21 protein-coding genes and 1 pseudogene are annotated in these 19,074 nt (G+C 62.0%); 8 read left to right on the forward strand and 14 right to left on the reverse strand.

The window, feature by feature from the left end:
- Nucleotides 1-16 precede the first annotated feature (16 nt).
- The 3 genes from AC1Z32_RS01825 to AC1Z32_RS01835 all read left to right on the forward strand — a co-directional run bounded on the left by AC1Z32_RS01825 (nt 17) and on the right by AC1Z32_RS01835 (nt 3,133).
- Nucleotides 17-931 carry a tetratricopeptide repeat protein gene (locus AC1Z32_RS01825; RefSeq protein WP_483477003.1) on the forward strand — a complete coding sequence of 305 codons (915 nt, stop codon included), beginning with the start codon at nt 17-19 and terminating at the stop codon, nt 929-931.
- 293 nt (nt 932-1,224) lie between these two features.
- A complete protein-coding gene (locus AC1Z32_RS01830) occupies nt 1,225-1,479 on the forward strand; it encodes a DUF6723 family protein (protein ID WP_483478180.1) in 255 nt (84 codons plus the stop codon).
- Between the two features lie 241 nt (nt 1,480-1,720).
- On the forward strand, nt 1,721-3,133 hold the full coding sequence (locus AC1Z32_RS01835; protein ID WP_483477004.1) for an MFS transporter: 1,413 nt from the start codon (nt 1,721-1,723) through the stop codon (nt 3,131-3,133).
- A 396-nt stretch (nt 3,134-3,529) separates the two neighbouring features.
- Here the strand turns inward: AC1Z32_RS01835 and AC1Z32_RS01840 are convergent, their stop codons facing one another.
- Nucleotides 3,530-3,982 carry a PAAR domain-containing protein gene (locus AC1Z32_RS01840; protein ID WP_483478181.1) on the reverse strand — a complete coding sequence of 151 codons (453 nt, stop codon included), beginning with the start codon at nt 3,980-3,982 and terminating at the stop codon, nt 3,530-3,532.
- Nucleotides 3,983-4,231: 249 nt separating this feature from the next.
- Here AC1Z32_RS01840 and AC1Z32_RS01845 point away from each other — a divergent pair, with 249 nt between their 5' ends.
- Nucleotides 4,232-4,543 carry a hypothetical protein gene (locus AC1Z32_RS01845; protein ID WP_483477005.1) on the forward strand — a complete coding sequence of 104 codons (312 nt, stop codon included), beginning with the start codon at nt 4,232-4,234 and terminating at the stop codon, nt 4,541-4,543.
- Between the two features lie 142 nt (nt 4,544-4,685).
- Here AC1Z32_RS01845 and AC1Z32_RS01850 read toward each other — a convergent pair whose 3' ends face one another.
- The 10 genes and pseudogenes from AC1Z32_RS01850 to AC1Z32_RS01895 form a co-directional block, all read right to left on the reverse strand.
- A complete protein-coding gene (locus tag AC1Z32_RS01850) occupies nt 4,686-5,063 on the reverse strand; it encodes an OmpA family protein (RefSeq protein WP_483477006.1) in 378 nt (125 codons plus the stop codon).
- A 95-nt stretch (nt 5,064-5,158) separates the two neighbouring features.
- The gene (locus tag AC1Z32_RS01855; protein WP_483477007.1) at nt 5,159-5,839 is read right to left on the reverse strand and encodes a M35 family metalloendopeptidase; all 681 of its coding nucleotides are present in this window, start codon (nt 5,837-5,839) and stop codon (nt 5,159-5,161) included.
- 2 nt (nt 5,840-5,841) lie between these two features.
- The gene (locus AC1Z32_RS01860; RefSeq protein ID WP_483478234.1) at nt 5,842-6,126 is read right to left on the reverse strand and encodes a hypothetical protein; all 285 of its coding nucleotides are present in this window, start codon (nt 6,124-6,126) and stop codon (nt 5,842-5,844) included.
- Between the two features lie 24 nt (nt 6,127-6,150).
- Nucleotides 6,151-6,366 (reverse strand): annotated as a pseudogene (locus tag AC1Z32_RS01865) (PAAR domain-containing protein); the annotation flags it as partial.
- Nucleotides 6,363-6,764 (reverse strand): PAAR domain-containing protein, encoded by a 402-nt coding sequence (locus AC1Z32_RS01870; RefSeq protein ID WP_483477008.1) that lies wholly within the window; start codon nt 6,762-6,764, stop codon nt 6,363-6,365. The gene AC1Z32_RS01870 and the pseudogene AC1Z32_RS01865, both read right to left, overlap by 4 nt.
- 440 nt (nt 6,765-7,204) lie before the next feature.
- Nucleotides 7,205-8,152, reverse strand: a complete 948-nt coding sequence (locus AC1Z32_RS01875) for an ABC transporter permease (protein WP_483477009.1) — start codon at nt 8,150-8,152, stop codon at nt 7,205-7,207.
- A gap of 6 nt (nt 8,153-8,158) precedes the next feature.
- Complete coding sequence (locus tag AC1Z32_RS01880) at nt 8,159-9,142, reverse strand: ABC transporter permease (RefSeq protein ID WP_483478182.1); 984 nt, start codon at nt 9,140-9,142, stop codon at nt 8,159-8,161.
- Nucleotides 9,142-10,707 (reverse strand): sugar ABC transporter ATP-binding protein, encoded by a 1,566-nt coding sequence (locus AC1Z32_RS01885; RefSeq protein WP_483477010.1) that lies wholly within the window; start codon nt 10,705-10,707, stop codon nt 9,142-9,144. Before AC1Z32_RS01885 ends, AC1Z32_RS01880 begins: the two co-directional genes overlap by 1 nt.
- Nucleotides 10,708-10,775: 68 nt before the next feature.
- Nucleotides 10,776-11,783, reverse strand: coding sequence for an ABC transporter substrate-binding protein (locus AC1Z32_RS01890; protein ID WP_483477011.1), 1,008 nt, complete (start codon nt 11,781-11,783; stop codon nt 10,776-10,778).
- Between the two features lie 128 nt (nt 11,784-11,911).
- Nucleotides 11,912-13,000: a LacI family DNA-binding transcriptional regulator gene (locus tag AC1Z32_RS01895; protein WP_483477012.1), complete on the reverse strand. Its 1,089-nt coding sequence runs from the start codon at nt 12,998-13,000 to the stop codon at nt 11,912-11,914.
- A 209-nt stretch (nt 13,001-13,209) separates the two neighbouring features.
- Between AC1Z32_RS01895 and AC1Z32_RS01900 the strand changes: the two genes are divergently transcribed.
- Both AC1Z32_RS01900 and AC1Z32_RS01905 read left to right on the forward strand, forming a co-directional pair.
- On the forward strand, nt 13,210-14,010 hold the full coding sequence (locus tag AC1Z32_RS01900) for a phytanoyl-CoA dioxygenase family protein (RefSeq protein ID WP_483477013.1): 801 nt from the start codon (nt 13,210-13,212) through the stop codon (nt 14,008-14,010).
- Entirely contained in the window at nt 14,007-14,939 is a 933-nt protein-coding gene (locus AC1Z32_RS01905) for an aldose 1-epimerase (RefSeq protein WP_483477014.1), read from the forward strand. The genes AC1Z32_RS01900 and AC1Z32_RS01905 overlap by 4 nt, the downstream gene beginning before the upstream one ends.
- 51 nt (nt 14,940-14,990) lie before the next feature.
- Here the strand turns inward: AC1Z32_RS01905 and AC1Z32_RS01910 are convergent, their stop codons facing one another.
- The 3 genes from AC1Z32_RS01910 to AC1Z32_RS01920 form a co-directional block, all read right to left on the reverse strand.
- Complete coding sequence (locus AC1Z32_RS01910) at nt 14,991-15,302, reverse strand: hypothetical protein (protein WP_483477015.1); 312 nt, start codon at nt 15,300-15,302, stop codon at nt 14,991-14,993.
- A gap of 326 nt (nt 15,303-15,628) precedes the next feature.
- Nucleotides 15,629-16,000: a hypothetical protein gene (locus tag AC1Z32_RS01915; protein ID WP_483477016.1), complete on the reverse strand. Its 372-nt coding sequence runs from the start codon at nt 15,998-16,000 to the stop codon at nt 15,629-15,631.
- A 71-nt stretch (nt 16,001-16,071) separates the two neighbouring features.
- Nucleotides 16,072-16,293 (reverse strand): hypothetical protein, encoded by a 222-nt coding sequence (locus AC1Z32_RS01920; RefSeq protein WP_483477017.1) that lies wholly within the window; start codon nt 16,291-16,293, stop codon nt 16,072-16,074.
- 137 nt (nt 16,294-16,430) lie between these two features.
- On the opposite strand from AC1Z32_RS01920, the gene AC1Z32_RS01925 reads away from it, so the two are divergent.
- Both AC1Z32_RS01925 and AC1Z32_RS01930 read left to right on the forward strand, forming a co-directional pair.
- A complete protein-coding gene (locus AC1Z32_RS01925; RefSeq protein WP_483477018.1) occupies nt 16,431-17,642 on the forward strand; it encodes a putative DNA modification/repair radical SAM protein in 1,212 nt (403 codons plus the stop codon).
- Nucleotides 17,642-19,063 (forward strand): UdgX family uracil-DNA binding protein, encoded by a 1,422-nt coding sequence (locus AC1Z32_RS01930; protein WP_483477019.1) that lies wholly within the window; start codon nt 17,642-17,644, stop codon nt 19,061-19,063. The genes AC1Z32_RS01925 and AC1Z32_RS01930 overlap by 1 nt, the downstream gene beginning before the upstream one ends.
- Nucleotides 19,064-19,074: the final 11 nt, after the last annotated feature.

The following is a 19,074-nucleotide window of genomic DNA, read 5'->3' on the forward strand; positions in this document are numbered from 1 at the left end:
ATATGAGTGATTTCCCATGAGTCAACCAAACAGTGGTGCCAAATTGAGCCTGGAACAATCGGAAGCGGCGCTTCGTCAGGATCTGGCCAGAAACCCGAATTCCATCGCCGCGCAGAATAATCTCGCGCTCGTGTTGCGGCAGCTTGGCCGTCCGGCGGAAGCGGAAGAATTGCTGCGCGGGGCATTGCAATTGCAGCCGAATGTGGCGGACCTGCACGTCAACCTGGCGCTCGTATTGCTCGACCTCCAACGCACCGATCATGCCGAAGCGAAATTGCGCACCGCATTGGCGCTCGAACCGGAAAATGTGTATGGCAATTTTCTGCTCGGCGGCGTTCTGGCCAATGTCGGCCGTCGGACCGAGGCCCAGCCCATACTGGAGAAGGCCATCTCGCTGAAACCGGATCTGGCAGAAGCGCATCTGGCTCTGGGCAACACCTTGTTTCGTCTGGGACGCATATCGGAGGCCGAAGCCGCGTTTCATCGCGGGATCGAACTGCGCCCGGACATGATCGAAGGCCATCTCGGGCTCGGCGACGTGCATTGCGCGAACGGGAGCCTCGCGGCCGCCGACGATGCGTTCAAGCATGCGCTCGCCATGGACCCGGATTCGGCGGAGGCGAACTGCGGCCTGGGCAACGTCGCGCATCGCCGCATGGACCTGGAAGAGGCCGAAGCGCAATACAGGCTGGCATTGAAGAAGCGCCCGGTCTTCTTCGAGGCGAGCCGTGGCCTTGGCGTCACATTGATCGATCGCGGGCATTTCGTCGAGTCCGAAGCGGCGCTTCGAAGCGCATTGGCGATTCGGCCCGAGGACGAGATTGCCCGGAATGCGCTGAACTTCGTTCTGGCAAGAAAGGGGGATACCGGCAGCATCGGTCTCCAGACCGACCTCCGGACACTCATGGCGCAAGGCCGGTCTGACCGCTGAAATCGGACATACCCGGCAAACGATCGCAAGCCGGGCGCACTGCGAAAGAGCGGGGCCACGCACGCACCTCGAGAGGGATTCGTCGCGGCGTGGACTCCGCCGAATCCCAACCTTCCACTCTTCGCACCATCCTTCTGTTCCCGTCACCGTGCGCGGCGACGGCGGAACACTTATTGCTGACCTGCCCTGAACCGATAACGAGCACATGACGGCTCGCTGTCGCCGAGTGATCGCGCGGCGGCAGCGCGCTGTCTCATGCGCCAGCACGCCTTCAGCGAACCATGTCCAGACCGATGCCTAAAACCGCGCCAACATCCGAAGCAGGGACACACGAAGGCTTCGATATCTACGCGTCATACGTGGTCAACGCGACGGGCATGCACATCGGCACCCTGAAGGTCGTGAGAAAGCGCGACAAGCGCGTGCTCTATCCGTTCGACGGCTGCGAGACCATCGGCCCGTTCGAATCGAGCGATGAAGCCCGCCGCGCCGCCGAAGCGCTCGGCGAGCGGATCGTCGCGGCGGACATTGCCCATCCCGAACCCTGAGCCTCTTCGTCTTCCGGATTGTCCTATGACGCTGCGCGCGTCACCGCGGCGCGGCAAAACGCGCCGCGGTGACGCGCGTCAATCGGCAGAAATGGCCCGTGCTTTGGGGAAAACCCCAGCGTGCCGATCGTCCTAGGACATGCGAGGCATGCGCGATGCGTCTGTATCTTGAACTCAAGGCGGTGCGTGGCGCGCGAACTCGAGCGCAGCACCGGGTCAATGACGCATCCGGAAGACGACTATGAGTTACGTGCAACCATCCACGAAGCAAGCCGGCCAGTCGGCGTCTTATCAAGAGCCGTCGCGCGGGCCGCTCAAACGCGCGATGGCCGCCTCGGCCATTGGCAATGCGACCGAGTGGTTCGACTACGGCATCTACAGCTACGGCCTCACTTACATTTCAGCCGCGCTCTTTCCCGGCAGCACCGCGCAGGCGACGCTCTTCGCGCTCGCGACCTTCGCCATCTCTTTTCTGGTGCGGCCGCTCGGCGGGCTATTCTGGGGGCCGCTCGGCGACCGCCTCGGCCGCAAGCATGTGCTCGCGCTGACCATCATCATCATGTCGGTGGCGACGCTGCTCGTCGGCCTCCTGCCTTCGTATGCGAGCATCGGCATATGGGCGCCCGCGGCGCTCATCGTGCTGCGCATGATTCAGGGCTTCTCGACGGGCGGCGAGTATGGCGGCGCGGCGACCTTCATGGCGGAGTACGCCCCGGATCACAAGCGCGGCTTTTGCGGCAGCTTCCTCGAATTCGGCACGCTCGCGGGCTTTTCGCTCGGCGCGTTCCTGATGCTCGGCTGCTCGGTCCTGCTCGGCAACGACGCGATGCATGCATGGGGCTGGCGCCTGCCGTTCCTCGTCGCGGCGCCGCTCGGTCTCATCGGTCTGTATCTGCGCTCGAAGATGGAGGACACGCCGGTGTTCCGCGAATGCGCCGAAGCGGCGGAGCGCGAGCATCATGCGGGCGTGCCGCTGCGCGAGCTGTTCGCGAACTACTGGAAGCCGTTGCTGCAGCTCGGCGGGCTGGTTGTCGCGCTGAATGTCGTGAACTACGTGCTGCTCGCCTATATGCCGACTTTCATGAAGAAAGAGCTCGGCATGAGCGACAACGTTTCGCTGCTGCTGCCCTTGATCGGCATGTTGTCGATGATGGTGCTGCTGCCGTTCGCGGGCGCGTTGTCGGATCGCATCGGACGCAAGAAGGTGTGGTGGCTCTCGCTCGTCGGCATCTTCGTCGCCGCGGTGCCGATGTTCTCGCTGATGTCGCATGGCATCGCCGGTGCGCTGATCGGCCTTGCCGTGCTGGGCTTGCTCTATGTGCCGCAACTCGCGAGCATTTCCGCGATGTTCCCCGCGATGTTCCCGACGCAGGCGCGTTATGCCGGGATGGCGATCGCATATAACCTGTCGACGTCGATCTTCGGCGGCACCGCGCCGATGGTCACCGACTGGCTGATCGGGCGCACGGGCAGTACGCTGGTGCCGGCTTACTACATGATGGCCGCGTGTGCGGTGGGGGCGGTTGCGTTGTTGTTCGTCACGGAGACGGTGGGCTGCTCGTTGCGTGGGCGTGAGATTCCTGGGAAGGCGGCCGCCGATGCGCATCGTGAGGAAACGGTCCATGAGAGGATGCCGGAGCATCGGCACGCTTGATTCTTTCTGGTGTTTTGCTTCTTGAATAATGGCCTGCGGCCCGGACTGGCTTCTTTTGTGTTCGGGCCGTTTTTGTTTTTGTTTTCGGTTTTTTTTGCCGGATCCCGTGTTCGTGTCGGTCTATTAGCGTTGCCCCTGTGCGGGGCGGCAGTCACTTTCTTTGCTGAATCCAGCAGTGGGCGCGGATGCGCAGCCGCGTGCAGTTCTAACCGTCCGCCGAAAGGGAAAGCCCCGTGAAGGGGGCCTTCATGCGTCATTGATCGAGCTTCGCGCAACAGTTGTCTGGACATCCGATGCTAAACTGAATAAATGCTGATCGGCCCTCTGATCAATAGCTCGCTGGATTGCCAACAGAGCCTAGCTCGCTCTTGATCTCGATGGGCGCAATCGATAAACCTAAGTCCAACGCAAGCTTGGCCCCTTGACGGCTCGACGGCGTGCAAGCGCGTTAGGCTGACCTTCAGTGGGCATTGCATCTCCAGTAATAGAAAGCCATTCCTGGAGAGGATGTTTTGAGAGCATCTCAGAGGCCCGTTCGCGAAAGGAACGCTCTAAAATCCGTGAGGACATCGACTCAACAATCCGGTCGCCGTTGCTCAGGCGGCTACCGATCAACGCAACTGACCGGGCAACGTTCACGGCTGCCGCGCCAGCCCCATCGATGATGGTTGCTTCACTGCCATATTCGTAGGTAACCGTATCGCCAACACGCGCGAGCCAATGACTGGCTACAGTACCGGTACCCGATGCGCGCGTTACTCGTCCACCGCGCTCAGTGCGGGAACCAAGCGTCGGGAATAAATACTTCGTGCCGCTTTCTGTAATTTCGATAGAAGCTATAGATTCGATATGTTTATTATCGTCAAAAGACCAATCTCCAGATTTTCGATGACACTCGGCTTAGTGGTCAAACCAGCATAACGAGACGCTTTCTCGGTATTGTTAGCAATTGTTGTGAGGTGTGTGTGTTGCATTCCACAGGCGGCGCGCGTTAGTTGGCCGCTTGGCTAGCATGTCCGCAAATATCGGGCGTGAGGCGTCTCGAAGGGCTCAGGTGCAGTATCCTCGCCAAGCCGCGATTGATCTGCACATCGTGACATGTACGCGCACGGCGGCATACAGCGCACGCGCTGCGCTTTCACCAATCACCACCCCTTCGGCCGCGAAGACTGCGGCGGCTTGCTGGCGCGGACTCTCTTTGCGGAAAAAAAGAAGGTGACTGTTTTTGAGCGCCCGATAACTTTGGGAGCAATCCTGCCAGCAATTCGCGATTATGCAGATCGTCAAACGGCGACGCTTCGCTCAATTTCCGCCGAAATGACTGAAATCCGCACGTCGAGGGTAACCGCATTGCCCAGAACGCGCTTGAGCGAATTGTGTATGAAGGAAGTCGACTGCATACGAACTTGATGGCCGTGCTTTGCTTTTGATCGTGCTCGCATTCACCGGTGCTGCCGCGTGCTCGTCGTGCAAATATTCGCGGGATCATCTTAAGAAGCGATGACCACTCTTCTGGGAAAAGGAACGGCCCGCGCTTGGCGGGCCTTCTGCGCTACTTCTTCGGTGGCGTATAGCTTCCGTCACAAAGCTGGGCGCAATGCCCGTAGCATTGAGGTGTGAATTCTATGTACACGTCCCTAAGCCGCTCTCGCGCTTCCTTGCTCGGCGCAATGAGATGAGACAGGACCTTCGCGTCAATGAAGATATTCTGTTCTTTTATACCGAGTTGAAGCAGAATGTCCTTGACTGCGGCGGCGCGTTTCTTCGAGAGTTCTTCAGGCTTGCGCTCGGTGGCGAACGCTGGTGTGAGCACTGAAGCGATAGTTTCATCCGGCCACGCACGCGTGCGAATGATAGTATCGGCAAGCCTTAACCGCGCTTCGTTATGGATTTCTACAGCGTTGGGCGGCATGCTTGCCGAGAAATCCATAGACACCCTACACGCAAGTGCCGTTCCGCTCGAGACTAATCCCGCTGTGCACATAGCAACGAAAGAAAGTATCGCCTTGACTCGTATCACCTGCCTCATCGCTTGATCTCCTTACTGAGATCGACGCCTTCAAAGTGGGCAATGTAGTGCGCAATGTTATCAGCGTTTGTGAAGGCGTCAGCCTCGTGAGTGCGTGTCCATATTTCAAGACCACGCCCGTTTCCGTACATCGTATCTACAGAGTTGAATACATCGGTGAAGTGGGTGCATTCGTGTATTAGCGCTTTAACTTTGCAAGCCTTTTCCAGAGCGGCGTCGGGTTCCGTGCAGAAGTGAGAGTAGAAGGCAATCATTCTCTTGGTTGAATCCGGTTTGCAAACTGATGCATCGTTACTTCCAGAATCGGGTACCGGGCTGCATGTCAGTGTACGCTGACGTTCGTCGTCGTATCGCATGAAGTTTTCCGGCTTAAGCTCACCCAGTACGGCGCTCAAACGGGCTAGACCCGCTTGCAAAATACTCCTTGATTCTAAGTCTGACCGGCCGAGCCATAATTGCATGCGTTTTTGCTCTGTTGTCCACATTGTGCTTAACGCTACGGCCCGCTGCGTGATAAGGCGGAGAGAAATATCTCTTAATTGCATCATGAGATTTCTAAACTCTGCATTCGTCATGTTCGTGCAAATGGGCGCTGTGTTGACCGACACCTTGATGCATGAATCTGGTGTGTCATTTGTCACGCCAGTTGCCACCGTGCACCATTCATGAAGAGGCATCTTCAAATTCCTTTTACTTGAAGCTTGTAGTTTTCAGCAGTGCGAGTCGTGATCCGTCGAGTTCTACCCAATGCATTTGTGATGCCTTCGATCACCACGCCTGAATCACCAACTAACCGATAAGCTCGGTTAGCGAGCGGTGATCCGGTTTCAACATCGGTTAGCTGGAATCCTTCATCAAAAATGGAAGCGTCTAACGGCGCACCCGCAAACGACTCCGTTGTTGCTGCGCGGTTACTGGGCGCTCCACCTCCTGTGAAGAGAAATTCCCAATTTCCCGAGAGCACGCGGTTTTGTCCGCAAGGGCACAACACTCGATCTAGATGTTTGACCGTTGGCAGCCCATCATCGAGCCACGTGTCCGCAGTTCCCAATATAGGAAACGCCCCCTTACAGTTTCCGCACGTCGCGAGATCATTACGTCGGGCCAGCGTCTGACCGTTCGAGGCATACCAAGAAGACGAACCGCCGAGCACACGGCCTTGGGTCGTTGTTAAGTCCCCCTTGGCTACTAACCGATCGGTCATACAGCCCCCGCAGAGTAGTCAGGCGCAACGTAGGTAGGATCGAACAAACCGGGAATAATTCGGCTATGCCGAATAAATAAACCCGTTCGATCCTGAAGCGACTCGACAATCCGGTCGCCGTTGCTCAAGTGACTACCGACCAACGCAACTGACCGATCAACGTTCACGGCCGCCGCGCCAGCCCCATCGATGATGGTTGCTTCGCTGCCATCTTCGTAGATAACCGTATCGCCAACGCGCGCGAGCCGATGACCGTCTACAGTACCGGTGCCCGTTGCACGAGTTACTCGTCCACCGCGCTCGGTGCGGGAACCAAGCGTCGCGAAGAAATACTTCGTTCCGTTCTTTTCTGTAATGTCGATAGACGCTATAGATTCGTTATGCTTGTTTTTGTCCAAAAAACAATCTCCAGCCTTCGATGCCACTCGGATGAGTGGTCAAGCCAGCATAACGGGCTGCTCTCGCGGTATTGTTGAGAAGTGTCGCGAGTCGCGCTTGTCGCATTCCACGGACGGCGCGCGTTGGCCGGCCGCTTGGCTCGCACGTCCGCCATATTGCGCGTGAGGCGCCTCGAACGGCTCAGATGCTGTATTCCCGCCGAGCCGCGATTGATCTACACATCGCGACATGTACGCGCGCGGCGGGATGCAGCGCACACGCTGCGCTTTTACCAATCACCACGCCTTCGGCCGCGATGACGGCGGCGGCTTGCTTGCGCGGACGTTCTTCGCAGCAGCAAAGAAAGTGACTGCCGCCCCGCACAGGGGCAGTGCAAATAGACCGACACGAAATCAGGATTCCATAGAAGCGCAAATAAAACCTCATCGCGCCAGCAACCTCATCGCGCGAGCTTGACCGGCCTATTCAAAACCCGCGCCTGCAACACAATCACGAGCAACAAAAACAACCCGCGAATCACCGACTGCCAATACGCGGACAGCGAAATAAACCCAAGCCCATTCTCGAAGTTGAGCAGATTGAAAACGAGCCCGAGCAACGCAACACCGGCGATCGTCATCGCGATAGACCCATCACCGCCGGTCAGCCGCGTCCCCCCCAACACGACAGCCGAAATCGCGAACAACTCCCAACCGACGCCTTCATTCGGCTGCCCCGCGCCGAACTGCGCGGCGAGAATCGCTCCTGCGATACCCGCAAGCAATCCGGAAACGGCATAAACGAAGACCAGCGTGCGATCCACATTCAACCCCATCAGCCGCGACGCTTCTTCACTCCCGCCGATCGCGAGCGCATGCCGCCCAAACCGCGAGCTGCGCAACGCGATCCATCCGATCACAGCCACCGCCGCGCACACGATGCCCGGAATCGGCAGACCAAGAAAATCGCCTTGGCCGAACGCGGCGAAACGCATATCCGACGATATCGCCACCGCATCGTTATGACCAAGCAGCAACGCGAGCCCATGCGCGCCCAGGCTCGTCGCCAACGTGACGATGAACGGCAGAATCCGCATGTGCGTGATGACGAGCCCATTCAGCACGCCAATCGCGAGACCCGCGCACGATCCCGCGATCACGCCCGCCAGCGCGCCATGCGGACTCGCCAGCGCCGAAACGACACTCGCCAGCGCCGCCACCGCACCCACGGACAGGTCGATGCCGCCCGTGATGATGACGAACGCCATGCCCACGGAGATGAGCGCGAACATCGAGTTGTAGCGCCAGAACGACGTCACGTTATACGCCGACAGAAAATGCTCGTAACGCGTGACGCCAAGCACGAGCAACGCGACGAGCGCGATCAGAATGGGCAGGTTCTTCTTCATGCTCTGTCAGCCTCGCTTGCGTTGCACATACACCGCCGCGATGATGATCGCGGCCTTCAGCACGAGCGCGGCCGCATCCGGAATGCCGTGCGCGAGCAAGGTATAACGCAGCAATTGAATGATGAGCGCGCCGATCAGCGTGCCCGTGATATACGCCTTGCCGCCCGTCAACGCGGTGCCGCCAACCGCGACCGCCGCGATTGCATCGAGCTCAACGCCGAGCCCCACGACGTTCGCATCCGACGACGAATTCACGGATATCGATATGAGTCCCGCGAGTCCCGCGAGCGCCGCGCACACGGTGTACGCGATCATCTTCACGCGCGCGGTTGGAATGCCTGAGAGATACGCGGCGTCCTCATTGCCGCCCGTTACGAGAAGGTATTTGCCGAAGAGCGTCTTGCGCACGATCCACGTGAAGAGCGCGACCAGCGCGAGCATCAACAGGATCTGGAAGGGCACGCCCGCGATCTTGCCGAGCGCGATCCATTGAAACGCGGGATTGTTGAACGCCTGCAAACTGCCATCGGTGACGACCTGCGCGATGCCGCGTCCCGCGATAAACAGCACGAGCGTCGCGACGATAGGCTGCACATTGAGCCGAGTCACCAGAAAGCCGTTGAAGACACCGCACGCGGCGGCGGCCAATATCGGCAACGTGAACGCGAGCAGAATGCCGAGCGGCCCTTCGATGTTCATGAAGAGCATCGGCGCGAGCGCACCGGCAATCGCCATCGATGCGCCCACGGACAGATCGATGCCGCCAGTCGCCACAACGAGCGTCATGCCGATGCCGACGATCACGATCGTCACCACCTGCGTAAGATTCACGTTGAACGTCTGCAAAGAAACGAAGTGCTGCGTGAAGATGAGGTTGAACACGATCATCGCGAGCAGCACGGCGATTTCGCGCTGAATCGCGACGCCGCGTTTCTTTTTCGCGGGCGGCGTCTGTGCGAGTGAGGCGGCGTGCTGCGTCTTGTCGATCATCATTCGCTTCCTCGCGCCGTCGATTCGACCGCTTCGGCCAACGTCGATTGCTCTCCCGCGCCGTACGCGATCGCGTCCATGATCGATGCCTCGTTCATCTGCGCGCCGTCCAGTTGCGCGACCGTTTCGCCATCCCGGATCACGACCGCGCGATCGGCCACCGCCGTCAATTCTTCCAGTTCCGATGCGGACAGCAGCACCGCAAGCCCCGCATCGCGCAATTCGCGCACGATTTTCGCGACATCGGCTTTCGCGCCCACGTCGATGCCGCGCGTGGGTTCATCGAGCAGCAGGAGGCGAGGGTGCGTCGCGAGCCAGCGCGCGAGCAGCACTTTCTGTTGATTGCCGCCCGATAGCTCGCGTATAGGCTGATCCGGCGAGCGCAGCTTGATGCCGAGCGACTCGATGAGGCCATCGACGATTTCCTTCTGCTTCGCCACATCGACGACGCCGCGCTTCGTCAACGTGGGCAGGCATACGAGCGTGAGGTTGTCGCGCACGGATAGCTCGGGCACGATGCCTTCGGCCTTGCGATCTTCTGTCAGATACGCGACGCCGCGCGCGATCGCATCCTTCGGCGATCTGAACGCGGCCTGCTCGCCGCCGACAGCAAGCGCGCCTTTCGCGGGACGGTCCGCGCCGAAGAGCAGGCGCATCGTTTCCGTGCGTCCCGAACCAAGCAGGCCCGCGAGACCGACGGCTTCGCCCGCATGCACATCGAGCGATACATCAGTGACTTTCGCGCCCGCCGCAAGCCCCTGAGCCGACAGCGCGACCGGCCCGCGCTTCGCGAGATTCGCTTCCTTCACAGCGCTGTCCTCGTGCACGACCGCGGCAAGCGTCCGGCCGAGCATCGTCGTGACGAGCTTCAGCTTGTCCATCTCCCGCAGTGTGCTTTCGGCGACGGTTTGACCATCGCGCATGATCGTGACGCGATCGCACAGCGCATAGAGTTCATCGAGCCGATGCGATACGAAGATCACCGCGCGCCCGTCGTCGCGCAAACGGCGCACGACGGTGAAGAGCAGTTCGACTTCGCGCTCGTCGAGCGATGACGTCGATTCGTCCATGATGACCATCTTCGCATCCGAAGAAACCGCGCGCGCGAGCGCGACCATCTGCTGAATCGCGGTCGAATACTCGCGCACGGGCTTCTTCACATCGATATGCAATCCGAACGATTCGAGAAGATCAGATGCGCGCCGCTGCACCGTCTTCCAGTCGATGAGACCGAAGCGGCGCGGCTCGCGTCCGAGAAAGATGTTCTCCGCGACCGAGCGGAACGGCACGAGATTGATCTCCTGATAGATCGTGCTGATGCCCGCCTCGCGCGCGTCCTTCGGTGTGCGGAAATCGACCTCGCGGCCATCGAAGCGAATTGTGCCCGCGCTCTTGCGATACGCCCCGGTGAGAATCTTGATGAGCGTGGACTTGCCCGCGCCGTTCTGGCCGATGAGCGCATGCACTTCGCCTGCCGCGACGGTCAGGCGCGCGTGTTTCAACGCAGCGACACCGCCGAACGCGATGTCGATGTCCTGCATGTCGAGAAGGGGAGTCTGAGCCATGCCGTGATGTCCGTCGAAATGAAAAAGCGAGCGCCGGCTATCCGGCGCCCGCAAGACACACACTTCGCTCAGTACCCGTATTGCATGCTCGCGTCGACGTTGCTCTTGTCGTAGAAGCGGTCCGACACCTTGACCCACGGCGGAATCGTCTCGCCCTTCGCGTACTTCTGCGCGACATCACAGGCGAGCGGGCCGAAGAACGGGCTCGATTGCACGCTCGCGCCAAGCTCGCCCGCCTTGATCGCTTCGAGGCCGCCCTTGGTGCCGTCGATCGTCACGAGCACGATGTCCTTGCCCGGCTGCTTGCCCGCCGCCTTGATCGCGGCGATCGCGCCGAGCGCCATTTCGTCATTGTGCGCATAGACGGCGGTCACGTCGGGATGCGCCTGCAACAGCGTTTCCATCACCTGACGGCCCTTGTCGCGCGCGAAATCGCCGCTTTGCGACGCGACGATCTTCATGCCGGGATTCTTCGCGATGACTTCGTCGAAGCCCTTCTTGCGATCGTTCGCGGCGGACGCGCCCGTGGAGCCTTCCAGTTCGATGATCGTCGCTTTGCCGTTGGTCGCTTTCACGAGCCAGTCGGCGGCGCGGTGTCCCTGATCGATGAAGTCCGAGCCGATGAACGTGATGTAGTCTTTGCCTGCCTTCGCCATCGACTGATCGATATTGCGGTCGACGAGAATCACCGGAATGCCCGCCTTCTTCGCCTGCATCACGACGGGCACGAGCGGCTTCTCCTCGCGCGGCGGAAACACGAGCAGGTCGACGTGCTGAGCGATCATGCTCTGGATGTCCGAGACCTGCTTGGCCGCCGAGCTATTGGCGTCGGTCATGACCATCTGCCAGCCGCATTTCGCCGCGATGTCCTTGAAGCTCTTCGTTTCGGCGAGACGCCACGGGTTGTTGCTCTCGGTCTGCGCGAAGCCGACCTTCAACGGTTTCTTGGCCGCAATCTTCGGCAGGCCGTCATCGGCAGCGTGGGCGGCGGTGAAGCCGACCGCGAGCGTGAGGGCGGTGAGTGCGGCAGCGAGCGGGCGCAGGGCCAGACGCGATTTTTTCTCTAGCGACAGCATGTCTTCCTCCAAAGGATGGTTTGCCTTTTTCTAGTAGTGCCGATGCTTGTGTTGCCCGGTCTGCCTGCTGCGAGAGTGGTCATGCATGCTGCGACTTCGGCGATTATTTCATCGCGTTTTATTAATGGTCAATCGTTAATATTATGAACGGCGAGCTGCTTCGCCTCGTTGATCGTCCTGACCGAACCGCGCTCGATCAGCGGTCCATCGAGCTTCACGGTATGGCGTCTCACCGGCGCGCCCGCCGCGCGGTTCTGTTCTTCTTGCAGGAGTGTCTCGACTGCCCACCGGCCAAGTTCATAGTTCGGCAGCACCACGGTGGAAAGCGGCGGATGCGTGTGCCGCGCGATTTCCTGATCGTCATAGCCGAGCACGGAGACGTCGTCGGGCACGCGCAGGCCGAGCTGCTTCAGCGCCTCGATCGCGCCGAGCGCCATTAGATCGTTCGCGCAGAAGATGGCCGTCGGCGGATTCGGCTCGCGCATCAGCGAAAGCGTGTGCTCGAAGCCCGTGCCGGGGCTCCAGTCGCCTTCGCGCACGAGTTCAGGTGCGAACGGCAGGTCCGCCGTGGCAAGGGCAGTGCGATAACCCTTCAGGCGATCGCGCGCGGCGTCCTGCCAGGGCTCGCCGTTGATATAGCCGATGCGCCTGTGGCCCGCTGCCAGCAAGTGATCCGTCGCGGTGTGACCGCCCGCGACTTCCGCAGGCACGACCGACGACACATTCGCCTCGTTCGCATAGCAGTTGAGCAGCACGGTCGGCACCTTGGCCAGCGCGGCGGGCAGCGTGACGCGGCGCGTGTAGACCGTCGCGTAGATCACGCCGAGCACGTTGGGGTTGCCGAGCGTTGCGTCGAGCACGCGCGCTTCGATCTCCGCGTTGCCGTGCGTCGAATAGACCGCGAGCATGCGGCCGTTCGCAAACGCGGCATCGCGCGCGCCGTCGATGCTCACGACCGGATGCGGGCTCGTCGATATTTCATCGGCGAGATAGACGATCAGGTTGCGCTCGCCCTGGCTTTCGAGCGCCGCGACCGGCTCGCGCTGCGTCATGCGATAGCCGAGTTCCTGCGCGGCGCGCAGCACCTTGTCGCGTGTGGTGTCGGAGAACTTCGCGCCACTGGCGTTGTTCAGCACGAGAGAAACCGTCGATTGCGAGACTCCGGTGAGCTTCGCGATGTCGGTCATCGTCGGGCGGCGTTGCGTGGATTTTTTCATTGTGCGTGCCGCGTCGGGCGGCTGGACTCTTCGCGGACGATGTGTCGCGGGCCGGGAAAGCTTGCCATTAATATTAGTGGTGAACGACGCGGAAAGCACGCTTTTATTCGCCATTTGGATTCAGGGTTTTCACGGGCTATTACTAATAATATTGACGGATGGATTACACGCGTGCGATTCTCTTCACACTCGCAACGAGGAGACGGCGCATGAGCAAGTACGACGAGAGCACGCGCGACGCGCTCGCCGAGGCGTTCGAGCGGGACGGTTTCGTCCTGCTGCGCGATCACTTTCCGCGCGCGGTCATCGAAGCCTGGCGCCAAGCGTTCGAGCCGCTGTTGAAGCCGCATGTGGATGCAGCGCGTGAATCGTCCGCGAACGGGAATCGTGGGCCGGGCCGCTATTACGTCACGCTGCCGTTCGAAGCAGAATTCGCCGATCCATCGGTCATGTGCGACGGCGATATCGTCGGCATCGTGGAGCGCGTGGCCGGGCGCGATCCGGTGATGTGCCAGCTCGCCACCGATACGCCCGTGCTCGGCTCCGAGTATCAGGACTGGCATCGCGACACGCCGCCGCTCTTCGACGGCGGGCCCGAAACGCCGTCGTTCCAGCTCGCGGTGAACTTTCCGCTCGTCGATGTCGATGACCGCAACGGTCCGCTCGAAACCACGCGCGGCACGCATCGCCTGTCTCGCGAGGAAGCGCTGGCGGGCTTGGAGGCAGGGCGCTTTGCCGCCGAGCGTGTGCTCATGAAAGTCGGCGATGTAATGATCCGCGACGTGCGCGGCCTGCATCGCGGCACGCCGAATCTGACCGCCGAGCCGCGTCCGATGGTCGTGATCGGCTACAGCCGCGCGTGGTATTTCCGGCCCGAGGTGCATATCGACGTGCCGCGCGATGTCTTCGCCGAATTGCCCGCCCGGGCGCGGCGTCTGCTGCGCTTCAATCCGCAGGTCGAGAAGACGGCGCGCACGTTCGACGAAAGCTACCGGCAGTTCGCATATTGAGCGCCGCGCCGTCCGCTACGCTGGTCGAACTGCGTCACGGCGCGCGGCGCGTGCTGCTTGCGCCCGAAGTGGGCGGCGCCATCGCGGCTTTCGACGAAACGCGCGATGGACGTTCCATCCACTGGCTTCGTCCCGCGACGCCAGCCGCGCTTGCCGCGCGCGATCCGCTCGGCATGGCGAGCTTTCCGCTCTTGCCGTATTGCAACCGCATCCGCGATGCGCGCTTCATGTTCGAAGGCGCGCTCATCGATCTTTCCGAAGATGGCAATGCGTTCCCGCACGCGCTGCACGGCAACGCGTGGCGCCTGCCCTGGCGCGTGGGGGACGTGTCGGCATCGCGGGCGCGCTTGCATCTCTTGTACGAGCCTTCGCGTGAGGCGGCGCATCACTGGCCATTCGCTTACGAAGCGACGCAGGACATCGCGCTCGATGCACACACGCTAACCGTCACGATATCCGCGCGCAACCTGTCCGATCGGCCGATGCCCTTCGGCATGGGGCATCACCCATACTATCCGCGCACGCGAAATACGCGCGTGCATGCGCGCGTCGAAGCGATGTGGCATTGCACGCCCGATCTGCTGCCGACGCATGCGGGACCGCATCCGTGCGTCGACGCGATGGCATCGAGCGAAGGCATGTCCGCCGATGCTTTCGATCTCGACAACAACTTCGCCGGCTGGTCGCGCACGGCGACGATCGCCTGGCCGGACGAACGCCGCGCGATCACGCTGCGCGCCGACGCGCCTTTCGATCACATGGTGGTCTACGCGCCCGCGGCGCATCCCGATTTGCTCTGCGTGGAACCGGTGAGCAACGCGGCGGACTGGGTGAACTTGAATGTGAATCGCGCGCTGAAGGGTGGCGCGGTGCTTAAGGCGGGCGAGTCGGTCATCGCGACATTCGCATGGACGACTCGCATCGGGTGATGAGTCGCGGACGATGTTGCTCCCCGCCCGCGACGTAGAGCCTACGTCAGGTCATTGACCGAAGAAGACGTCGCAGCGAGGCGCGTCGCCGCAGCCGCCTTGGCGCCGGCCGCTCGCGGATGCGCTCGCGCCGGCTGCCATGCCGCCGTACGCGGAATCGTCGGCTTGCGCGGCGGGCATCGCGGCGCTTTGCGTCTGATCGGGCGTGTCCTGCGACATATACATCGGGCGCATCGTCTGGACCAGTTGCTGCGCGTCCGCGGGCATGCCCTGAGCGTGAGCCCCGCCAATGCTGGCGACGGTGGTGACGAGCGCGCTGGCGGCCATCATCGCGATGAGTTTCGGATTGAGTGTCTGCTTCATGTTCCAGCTCCTTGAAACGAATGCACAAGTAGCCGGGAACGCGATTCTCGGACTCCTTGCATTGTCGATGGACGGGATCGAGCGCAGCGGCTCAAAAGGCCGGAACATGCTTCGCTCGGCGCGACAATGAACAGCACGCCGGGCGCGACGGATAGCGCTCAGGAGCTAAGTTAAGGCAAGGGGCAAACGCGAGAAATCCCTATCTCGTAGGGATGCTTTGGAGGGGTGAGCGCAGAGGGCGGCCGGGCATTTGCATGGTTTGCGGATGGAAGGTGACGACACGCCCGGGCTTAAGCGAAGCCCGAGCGCGCGCTGTTGACGTGGACTTAGTACGACTTGGACGCGCCGCCGCTCGATGTGCCCGAGTCCGAACTGCTCTTCTTGTTCTTGTGCATCTTGTTGCTTTGCGACGAGCCCATGGTGTTCGCCCCCGATGCGCCCGAGGTCGTTCCCGTTACGCCGTTGCTGTTCGGCGTGCTCATGCCGGTGCCGCCTTGACCCGCGCCATTGCCGCCCGCCGTGCCGCCACCCGCGCCACCGCCCGCGCCTTGCGCGAACGCTGCACCGGATAGGCTCAGGATCATTGCCGAAACAAGCAGGCTTCTCTTCGCGTTCTTCATGGTGTCCTCCCGTTGATCGATGGTCTTGATGCGCGCCGCCTCGCACAATGCTGCGGCGTCGCGGAGTTCCTTGCGCAATCGCCGTGCCGCGCGAGATGGGGCGAGCGCCGGTTCGGCTTCAGACCGTACTACGGGAAGAAGCACAAGCGTCAGGCCAACGCCTCGTCGCACCATTCGATAGCCCACGCCCGCGCGCAATGCACGGCATCCGATTCGCTCGTGAAGGAATCGAGTTCGCCCGATTCGAAGGCTTCCATGTGCCCGCTGTGCTCTTCTGGCGAACGCGTGATCTTTGCGTGTGCGTAGTAACTTCCGTCCTGATCGTGACGCGCGGTGCAATCGATGTGGAACGTCTTGTAGTCGAATCGCATGAGGCTCTCCGATGAATGAAGTGTTGGGCCAGGCGCGAAGCATGCGAGAGGGGTTGCAAACGTCCTGCCATGGACATTTGTGTTTGACTCCGCGACCTACGTGAGATACTGTATAAACATACAGTATCATATGCAAGATGGATCTCTCCGAAAAGCTCGAAATTCTCGCGGATGCCGCCAAGTACGACGCTTCGTGCGCGAGCGGCGGCGCGCCCAGGCGCGAGTCGCGCGGCATCGACGGTCTCGGCGCCAGCACCGGCTCCGGCATCTGCCACAGCTTCACGCCCGATGGCCGCTGCGTTTCGCTGCTCAAGATCCTGCTGACCAACTTTTGTCTTTACGATTGCCGGTACTGCATCAACCGCCGTTCCAGCAATGTGCCGCGTGCGCGTTTCACGCCCGATGAAGTCGTCGGCCTCACGCTGGATTTTTACCGCCGCAACTACATCGACGGCCTGTTTCTCAGCTCCGGGGTGATTCGTTCGTCGAACTACACGATGGAGCAGCTCGTGCTCGTCGCGAAGACGCTGCGCGAGAAGCATCAGTTTCGCGGCTACATCCATCTGAAGACGATTCCTGATGCCGACCCCGAACTCATTGCGCAGGCGGGGCGCCATGCCGACCGCCTCAGCGTGAACATCGAGCTGCCGACGGAAATCGGCCTCGAGCGGCTCGCGCCGGAAAAAAGCGGCCGCACGATCAAGCTGGCGATGGGCAACATCCGCGTGGCGCGCGAGGAATCCGAAGCGGAGCCGCGCGCGCCGCGTTTCGCGCCGGCGGGGCAGAGCACGCAGATGATCGTCGGCGCCGATGAAACCGACGACCGCACCATCCTCGGCACCGCCGAAACGCTCTACGGCTCGTATCAACTGAAGCGCGTCTATTACTCGGCGTTCAGCCCGATTCCCGACAGCCCGTCTGGCGTGCCGTCGCAGGCGCCGCCGCTGCTGCGCGAGCATCGTTTGTATCAGGCGGACTTTCTGATGCGCGGCTACGGGTTCGCCGCCGCCGAGTTGCTCGGCGATGCCGGCAATCTCCCGCTCGATGTCGATCCGAAGCTCGCGTGGGCGCTCGCGCATCGCGAACGCTTTCCCGTCGACCTGAACGCCGCGCCCGCGCGCATGATCGCGCGCGTGCCCGGTATCGGCATGCGCAACGCGAAGCGCATTGTCGAATTGCGGCGGGCGCGGCGTGTGCGCTATCACGATCTCGTGCGGCTGCGCTGCGGCATGGACAAGGTGAGGCCGTTCGTCGTCACGGAGGATTACCGGCCGCCGCTCGCCGAAGCGCCTTCGGAAAATCTGCGGCGCGCGCTCGCCACCGGTCCGGTGCAACTCTCGCTGATCTGATGCGCGTCATCACTATCGACGACGATTTCGACGCCTGGCGCGCCGCCGCGCTCGATGCGCTCGCGCAGGGGCTCGCGCCCGAATCGGTCGACTGGCGCACGTCGCAAGCGGAGCCTGCGTTGTTCAACGAATCCGCGCCGTCCGTGCATTCGGCCGACACGCCTCGCATCCGCGTATCGCGTGAACTCGCCGCGCTCCTGAAAGACGCCGCGCATTTCCGCGACGCGCGCCGCTGGAGCTTTCTCTACCGCGTGCTCTGGCGCTGGGCGGCGGGCGACCGTTCGGCGGCATCGCCCGCCGATGAAGACGGCGCGCGGCTCTACAAGATGGCGAAAGCGGTGCGCCGCGCGCAGCACGACATGATTGCGTATGTGCGCTTTCGTCAGCGCGACGCGGCGCTCGGCGCGCCCGAATATGTCGCGTGGTACGAACCCGATCACGACGTGCTCGCCTGGGGCGCGGAGCATTTCGCGGCGCGCATGGGACGCTCGACATGGCTCATCGCGACACCCGACGGCGCAGCGATGTTCGACGGCGAGCGCCTGCAACTGGAACGCCGCCGCGCGCTCGCGTCGGACCATGCCGCGGACGCGCCCGATGCCGCCGAAGCCCTCTGGATGACCTATTACCGCAGCATCTTCAATCCCGCGCGCCTGAACGAATCGGCGCTCGAGCAGCACATGCCGGTGCGCTTCTGGAAGGGCCTGCCCGAAGGCGCGCTGATTCCCAAGCTCGTGAGCGATGCGCGTGGCGGCGCGCGGCGTGTCGCGCAGGCGCAGAGCGTCGGCGCGCTCGGCGGCAAGCCCGTTCAGGTCGATGCGCTCGATGCCCAGCCCGAACGCGACGCGCCCACGTCGCTCGACGCCTGCCGCCGCTGCGATCTGTGGCGCAACGCGACGCAGGCGGTGCGCGGCGCGGGTCCGTCCGACGCGCGCATCATGCTGCTCGGTGAACAGCCTGGCGATCAGGAGGATTTGAAGGGCGAGCCGTTCGTCGGTCCGGCGGGCCAGTTGCTCGACGACGCGATGCAACGCGCCGGCCTGCCGCGCGAGCACGTCTTTCTGACCAACGCCGTGAAACACTTCAAATGGGAGCCGCGCGGCAAGCGGCGTCTGCACAAGACGCCCGCGCAGCAGGAAATCGAAGCCTGTTCGTACTGGCTCGAACAGGAATTGCGCGACATCGGCGCGCGCGTGATCGTCACGCTCGGCGCGACGGCGCTCACCGCGCTTTTCGGCCGGCGCGCGAGTTTGTCGGCGCATGTCGGGCGCGTGGTGCCGTATCGGGACAAGCTCGTTGTCGCGACGTATCACCCGTCGTATGCGCTGCGCCAGAACGACGAAGCCGCGCGCGAGCGAACCGTCGCGGCCATCGTCGCGGCGCTGGAACAGGCGCGCGAACTCGCGTCGTCGTCGCAATGAGGTCGCGATAA

The organism is Caballeronia sp. 11_S32 (assembly GCF_056930355.1).

Bases quoted from the DNA above. Each gene is read 5' to 3' on its own strand.
- AC1Z32_RS01925 (WP_483477018.1), top strand. From the start codon at position 16,431: ATGGATCTCTCCGAAAAGCTCGAAATTCTCGCGGATGCCGCCAAGTAC.
- AC1Z32_RS01920 (WP_483477017.1), bottom strand. From the start codon at position 16,293: ATGCGATTCGACTACAAGACGTTCCACATCGATTGCACCGCGCGTCAC.
- AC1Z32_RS01930 (WP_483477019.1), top strand. From the start codon at position 17,642: ATGCGCGTCATCACTATCGACGACGATTTCGACGCCTGGCGCGCCGCC.
- AC1Z32_RS01895 (WP_483477012.1), bottom strand. From the start codon at position 13,000: ATGAAAAAATCCACGCAACGCCGCCCGACGATGACCGACATCGCGAAG.
- AC1Z32_RS01880 (WP_483478182.1), bottom strand. From the start codon at position 9,142: ATGATCGACAAGACGCAGCACGCCGCCTCACTCGCACAGACGCCGCCC.
- AC1Z32_RS01855 (WP_483477007.1), bottom strand. From the start codon at position 5,839: ATGCCTCTTCATGAATGGTGCACGGTGGCAACTGGCGTGACAAATGAC.
- AC1Z32_RS01910 (WP_483477015.1), bottom strand. From the start codon at position 15,302: ATGAAGCAGACACTCAATCCGAAACTCATCGCGATGATGGCCGCCAGC.
- AC1Z32_RS01845 (WP_483477005.1), top strand. From the start codon at position 4,232: ATGTACGCGCACGGCGGCATACAGCGCACGCGCTGCGCTTTCACCAAT.
- AC1Z32_RS01890 (WP_483477011.1), bottom strand. From the start codon at position 11,783: ATGCTGTCGCTAGAGAAAAAATCGCGTCTGGCCCTGCGCCCGCTCGCT.
- AC1Z32_RS01830 (WP_483478180.1), top strand. From the start codon at position 1,225: ATGCCTAAAACCGCGCCAACATCCGAAGCAGGGACACACGAAGGCTTC.
- AC1Z32_RS01875 (WP_483477009.1), bottom strand. From the start codon at position 8,152: ATGAAGAAGAACCTGCCCATTCTGATCGCGCTCGTCGCGTTGCTCGTG.
- AC1Z32_RS01835 (WP_483477004.1), top strand. From the start codon at position 1,721: ATGAGTTACGTGCAACCATCCACGAAGCAAGCCGGCCAGTCGGCGTCT.
- AC1Z32_RS01885 (WP_483477010.1), bottom strand. From the start codon at position 10,707: ATGGCTCAGACTCCCCTTCTCGACATGCAGGACATCGACATCGCGTTC.
- AC1Z32_RS01850 (WP_483477006.1), bottom strand. From the start codon at position 5,063: ATGGATTTCTCGGCAAGCATGCCGCCCAACGCTGTAGAAATCCATAAC.
- AC1Z32_RS01825 (WP_483477003.1), top strand. From the start codon at position 17: ATGAGTCAACCAAACAGTGGTGCCAAATTGAGCCTGGAACAATCGGAA.
- AC1Z32_RS01900 (WP_483477013.1), top strand. From the start codon at position 13,210: ATGAGCAAGTACGACGAGAGCACGCGCGACGCGCTCGCCGAGGCGTTC.